The organism is Paraburkholderia sp. RL17-373-BIF-A, assembly GCF_046030175.1.
Classification (GTDB): Bacteria; Pseudomonadota; Gammaproteobacteria; order Burkholderiales; family Burkholderiaceae; genus Paraburkholderia.
This window is the reverse complement of record NZ_JARESO010000140.1, coordinates 1-5,780: the sequence shown is the minus strand read 5'-3', so window position 1 is coordinate 5,780 and position 5,780 is coordinate 1. Positions and strand designations below refer to the sequence as shown.

The following is a 5,780-nucleotide window of genomic DNA, read 5'->3' as shown; positions in this document are numbered from 1 at the left end:
GACGATGCCATTGATGGTCTTTTCCAGATAGTTGACGCCTGCCCGAGAATACAGTCCCCTCTTCCCGCCCCGGTGATGGTATCGACGTCGCACGCGTGGGCACTTTCAATGCTTTGCGTCACGCTATCGTAAATGGCGATTGCAGCGCCCCTCACGACACTGCGCTCCCAGCCGGAGCCGAGCACACTTACACGCACTCGGCTTTTTTGCAAATGGTTGGCGTAACAGAGGTCTAGGCAATCTAGGAGGGGTTGGAGGCCCCGGAGACCGGCTTCGACTGGACTGTCGGCGTAGCTCGATAGCCCGGAGATAGCGCTGGAGGCATAATGAAACATGCTCTCAATGGTGCCGAAGCCGTTGCTCGGCATGCTCTTGTATAAGTAGATGCGCGATCCACTGCCGGCCGCATCAACCGCTGCGGTATAGGTCGGCATGAGCGGCGTCACTGGGGCAGAGCTACCGCCGCAACCAGCGACAAACAACGTTGTGATTATTAGCAGCGAAACCAGACGTACCGTTGGCATGGTCGCAATACCGATCTTTTTAATCGCGCTCCTCCGGTACCTGTGCATTAGTTATCGCCTCGGTGCATTACGGTGTCCAGAAAAGACGCAGTACGCGGTCTGACTTCCTTGCTACCACATGCCATTTGTTCGATCTTGCCTTCGGTCAAGCACACCACCAGTTCCGTGCGGAGTGTGTAGAATGACTCCATTAGCTCGTCGTTCCACCGCATATTCAATACAGAGATATCGCTTTCCGCGCTTGAGTATGGACACGCGGGCGCGTGCTTGTGACGCGAACGAGCCGCTGCCTGCGCGGTCGTCGCACATAAGTTCAAGCGAGATCCAGCGGCGCGGTCAAATCGCCAAGCGGCGCCAAACCGTTCTTCGCGAACGCACGATCGCGCGCCACGACGCCGTCGAGCGGCGCCAGTCCATGCACGCGGCTGATCAGGCGAAGAATCGAGTTCGTGTCGTACACGGTGTGATCGACATAGCCTTTTTTGGCGAGTGGTGAAATGACCAGCGCCGGAATCCGCGAGCCTGGACCCCAGCGGTCGCCATTCGGCGGCGCCACCGGGTCCCACCAGCCGCCGTTTTCGTCGACGGTGACGATCACGACCGTATTGGCCCATTGCGGACCCTTCTGGATATGCTCGATCACAGTTGAGATGTGCCGGTCGCCGGATTCGACGTCCGCGTAGCCGGCGTGCATATTCAGATCGCCCTGCGGCTTGTAGAAGGTGACTGCCGGCAGACGTCCCGCGTCGATGTCGGCGATCAGGCGGTTGGTCGATGCGTCGCTGAAGAGGCCCGCATCGCGCAGATATTTACGCCGCGCGGTCGTGCCAGGCGCGTAGTTGGCGAAATAGTTGAACGGCTGATGGTGATACTGGAAGTCGGGCACGGCACCTGTGTCCTGATGTTCCAACGCATATTGCCAGGCCCCGCTGTACCACGCCCAATCCACGCCCTTGTCCGTGAGACGGTCGCCAATCGTCGCGTAATTCTGGGGCGGCAGCACCCGCGGATTCGACGCATCCGCGAAAGCCGGGTTGCCGCCTTGCGCCGGGCGCACGTTGCTTGGCTGGTACGGCGGAGCCATTGTATTCACGGCATAGCCGTCGGCGGTAAAAGCGCCGTCGTTCACGAATTTCGGCGGACCGTCGAGTGCCGATGCCGGCGAGTCCGGCGCGAGCTTCAGCCGCGCACCGGTAAGGTCGTCGCCCTCGACCACGGAGACCATTTTTCTCGCCGGGCTGTTGTGCACGTCCGGATAGAACGGCGCCTGCGCCGAGATCAGAAAGATGTGGTTCAGCCACGAGCCGCCAAACGCAGCCATGAAAAAGTTATCGCACAGCGTGTACTGCTGCGCGAGGCTCCAAAGCTTGAGCGTATCGGCGGAATTTCGGTAATGCCCCATGACGAGCCCGCCCGAATCGCCCCACGCCGCGAACTGGTTGTTGCGCCCGGCGTTGATCTGCATCTGGTTCTGATAAAAGCGATGCACGAGATCGCGCGTGATCACGCCCGTGGGCAACGGCGCGCCTCGCGCGTCGGTCAAATGGAAAGGCCCATTGCGCAGATTGCCGATGTCCTTCTGGCCAATCATGTAGCGCTTGCCGTCCACTTCCTGCGCCTGCGGCACAAGGCCGCCCCAGATGGCAGGCAGGCGCGGCATCGGCGTCTTGCCGTCGCGGTCGAGTTGCAGATATCGCTCGGCAGTTACTTTATCGAGCGGATGCTGGATGCCTGGGAAATTGCCATACAGGTTGGCGAAGCTGCGGTTCTCCGCGTAGATCACCACGATCTGCTTGACCTGGTCGCGCAACGCGGCGTCGAGCCGTAAGTCCGCGGCGTTACGCGGCCCTACTTCGCTCGCAGCCTGCTCGGTCTTGCAGCCAGTCAGTGCAAGCCCGATGCCGACGGCCGCGAGGCCGGTAAGAACGCGGCGGCGTTCAGGATTGTGCGGATCGTCTGCGGCGCTGGAGGCGATGTCTGAGCTACCGGCGTTCGGCGGCAGGGAGGAGTCGTGGTCTGTCATCGGTCGGTTCGGAAGTGTGCGTGGCGAGCGCTCAGGTGCGGCTCGGGGCGGCGCGCAAAACGCCGGCGGAAGCTACGATTCGTTGCGGATACGGCCGGACGTGCAGTCGAACTACTGCGTCAATAGATGCGGCGGTTTGTCCAGCTAAGGCAATCGGCGTTTGACGCGCCAACTGTTGTGAGTTGCATCGACGGCAAGCAGCAGCCAATGTCTTGCGTTGACGGGGCGCGCTTCTTAGGTTGCGTAACCGTCAGCCTTTGCGCCGCCCTTGCTAGACCAACGAAATTCGGCTGAACACAGGTCTTTCAACCCCCATCACCGAGGACTCGCGCGAAGAAGGCACTTAGCCTGATACTGCCCCGCCAGTCTAGGCACATAAATCTTTGCCCTGCGTAGATGGCGTCGCTTCGTCACGCGGACTTAGAAGCGATGAGCTATTGACTGATTTTGGCACTATCGTCTTGCATGCCTTTTACTAAGCGTCGATATTCACCTTCGGCGCCGTGGCCTGCACTTGACCCATACAAAAACCAAGACATCTGCCGAAGTGCCACAACTATCAAGAATTGCAGTAAGAATGCGCATCTCTCCCTAGATGTACTTCTGACCTCGCTGGGAAGACTTTCGCTTAGACTCTGCCTTACCGGTGGCAGCACCCGCCCCGGCTTGGAACACGGCCTCGAGCACCTGTAACTCGGCCATCAGCTTCTCAGCACATTGCCGGAGGCGCTCATTCATTGGAGCGAGTTCGCCGCCCATAGCGCGCGAAAGACCATCCAAACGCTGGCGTGCCTGAGCGTCAGTCGGGCTTCGTCGCTGCAACGCCACGACGTCTTGCCGGAGCGCCTCGAAAGCTACCAACTGTTTAGCCAGCGCCTTCTCGCGCTGATGCAAGTCGTTCATAAGGTGCTGCAACGATGATTCTGGTGAGAACGTAGCCATCGATGATGCTCCGTGCGTGAAAGTCCCATCATAGTTCGCGCACATCGGATCAATCTTGGAAAAGTGGTCACATTTTTTCATTTTTGGAAAGTGCGTTGATGACCTCGTCTACGATAAGCACCGGAGCATCGCCTGCATAATGTGCGCTCGCTCAGAGATGCGATGAGCGATGGCTTTGAAGTTGACCCGCCAAAACGGACACCTATCCTTCTTAAAGGAGGTGCCGAAATGGGCAAAACTCGTACACCGCACCCGGCGGCGTTCCGGGCGTATATGGTAGAACTGGTGAAGGCAGGGTGTGCGCAGGGCGATTGTGATGCCGGTGTACGGCATGACGGCCTGATCACGGCTGAGGGGCAGGAACTCACGCGTATGCGGCGTGAGAATCGCCAGTCAAAAATGGAACGCGACGATCTTTCGCAGGCCGCGGCTTGGTTCGCGCGAGAGACCGGGAGTCGTGCCGCAGAAGTACGCATCCATTAAAATGAACCGGGCCCGCTAGCCCATTGCCACAATGGCGCAGCCTCTCGTGATCGCGACGAGCGGTGTCTACGCGTGGCCGACACTCCAGTCATCGTAGCAGGCATGCAGTGACGCGCAATTGCTTGCGCGCATGCGGACACTGCGGGCGAGTTCGCGCGGCACGTATGGCGCGCCACGCATCTTTGCGCAGTTCGCGCGCGAAGGCATGTACGTGGGACGCGAGCGGGTGGCGCGTCTCATGCGCATGGCGGGGCTGTGTTGGGCCAGCCGGCGGCCCTGCCCACGCACCAAACGACAGCGTGCAGGGGCGCGGCGCGCAGCTCACCTGACAGGCCGGCGCTTCAGCGCTGAGGCGGTAGACGTGCTGTGGGTTGCAGATGCCACTTACCTCCGGACTGACGAGCGGTTTTTGTACCTGGCCGTGGTGCTAGACGTATTCAGCCGCCGCATTGTGGGCCGTGCGATATTCAATCATCTCTCCAGCGAACCGATTGCTCCGAGCGCTGGACATGACATTGCAGCAGCGCCACCACGAACGGGGAACGCAGGGCCTGTCAGACTTTCTGTGTGCCGTGGTCATGAGACGATAACGGAAATGACTTCCTATGACCGGTACAACAGTGACAGGGAAGAACAACAAGGCGAAGGCACCGAAGCTGTTTCCCGATGGGTTGCCCTCTGGATGTCGGATTTTATCTAAGCGAACCATTTCCCAGACCTAGATTCCGTTGTTGAGAAAGCTTACGATTGCATCCGCAACCCTACTTTGCAAATGCAATCCATGAGAAGATGATCTGAGCTTTTCGCCCTCGCGTGTGACGCATGTTGATATTCGGCGGCAAGCGACGCCCTGACCCGATGGACAAGCAACGACTGGTCGCCGGCTGTCCGCGTCCGGGAGCCTCGCCATCCGGCCTCGCTCTGAATGCTGGCACGAACGCCCACCAGTTGAATAAATGGGGGCCAGATGTCCTGAACAGGGCAGGCTCCCAGACAGTCACGACATGCCGGTCGCATCCGCTCGTGGCGCCCGGGGCGCACCGCACCACCCGAGGAGAATCATCCTGCGTCTCGCCGCGCTCAGCACGATTGGCACGGCTGTCGACCCACCCGCCCAACGGCGTGAAGCTTGAACTCAAATGTTCAGCAGACGACGCGGCAATCGTCATGCCTTGGTCGCTGCATTGGGAGCGCGTTGATGTTCCGCTTCGAGGAGAGCTGTCGGTCTTTCTGCATCGCGAGCCGATCGACTTCCGGGCTGGCATTAACAGCCCCGTGACGCTCGTCGAGCTGGCATGCAGTCCGATCCGTTTGCACGCGCCGCGCTCGCAGCCCACAGCCGCAAACGAAATCGGGTCAAATTGCAGTTCTACGATCGCAACGGTTTCCGGATCAGCAAGCAGAAACCGCACCCGGCAGACGACAATCGATCGATCGATCGGCCGGCTCGGCGCTGCAGCCTGCACGATACAGTTGCAGCACGAACAGGCGCACTTGGGACGGCGATGACGGATGGCGCAGAAGGGCGCGCGCACGTATTCAAGCTGTTCGGAAACGCGTTCGCCCAGCGGTTTGAGCGCGCCACCGCATCCCGGGCAGTGCTCCTCGAGGAGCAGATGCACACGCTCTTCGTCGAGGTGATCGGGCAGTGGTGTGCAACTGCATACGGCGCAGTTTCGCAATCGTCAGCTTCAGATGTTCGGTCTCGATTACGCGGGAACTGAGAGCTGCTCCTGCAGTTCGGCGACGCAGCGTCGCCATGTTTCCCCTGGGGTACATATGTCACTCTGCCCATAAAGGAAATAGTA

General features: G+C 59.9%; 5 protein-coding genes and 1 pseudogene. 2 read left to right on the top strand and 4 right to left on the bottom strand.

The window, feature by feature from the left end:
- From P0D80_RS48325 to P0D80_RS48315, 3 genes are all read right to left on the bottom strand, one after another.
- A partial coding sequence (locus tag P0D80_RS48325) for a hypothetical protein (RefSeq protein ID WP_408295387.1) occupies positions 1-434 on the bottom strand: 434 nt, incomplete at its 3' end.
- Positions 435-837: 403 nt separating this feature from the next.
- Positions 838-2,547: an acid phosphatase gene (locus P0D80_RS48320; RefSeq protein WP_408295385.1), complete on the bottom strand. Its 1,710-nt coding sequence runs from the start codon at positions 2,545-2,547 to the stop codon at positions 838-840.
- A gap of 591 nt (positions 2,548-3,138) precedes the next feature.
- Positions 3,139-3,489: a hypothetical protein gene (locus P0D80_RS48315; protein WP_408295382.1), complete on the bottom strand. Its 351-nt coding sequence runs from the start codon at positions 3,487-3,489 to the stop codon at positions 3,139-3,141.
- Positions 3,490-3,651: 162 nt separating this feature from the next.
- On the opposite strand from P0D80_RS48315, the gene P0D80_RS48310 reads away from it, so the two are divergent.
- Positions 3,652-3,972: a transposase gene (locus tag P0D80_RS48310; RefSeq protein ID WP_408295379.1), complete on the top strand. Its 321-nt coding sequence runs from the start codon at positions 3,652-3,654 to the stop codon at positions 3,970-3,972.
- 118 nt (positions 3,973-4,090) lie between these two features.
- A complete protein-coding gene (locus P0D80_RS48305) occupies positions 4,091-4,672 on the top strand; it encodes an IS3 family transposase (protein WP_408295376.1) in 582 nt (193 codons plus the stop codon).
- Positions 4,673-5,396: 724 nt separating this feature from the next.
- Here P0D80_RS48305 and P0D80_RS48300 read toward each other — a convergent pair.
- Positions 5,397-5,753: pseudogene (locus P0D80_RS48300) on the bottom strand (IS66 family transposase zinc-finger binding domain-containing protein); the annotation flags it as partial.
- Positions 5,754-5,780: the final 27 nt, after the last annotated feature.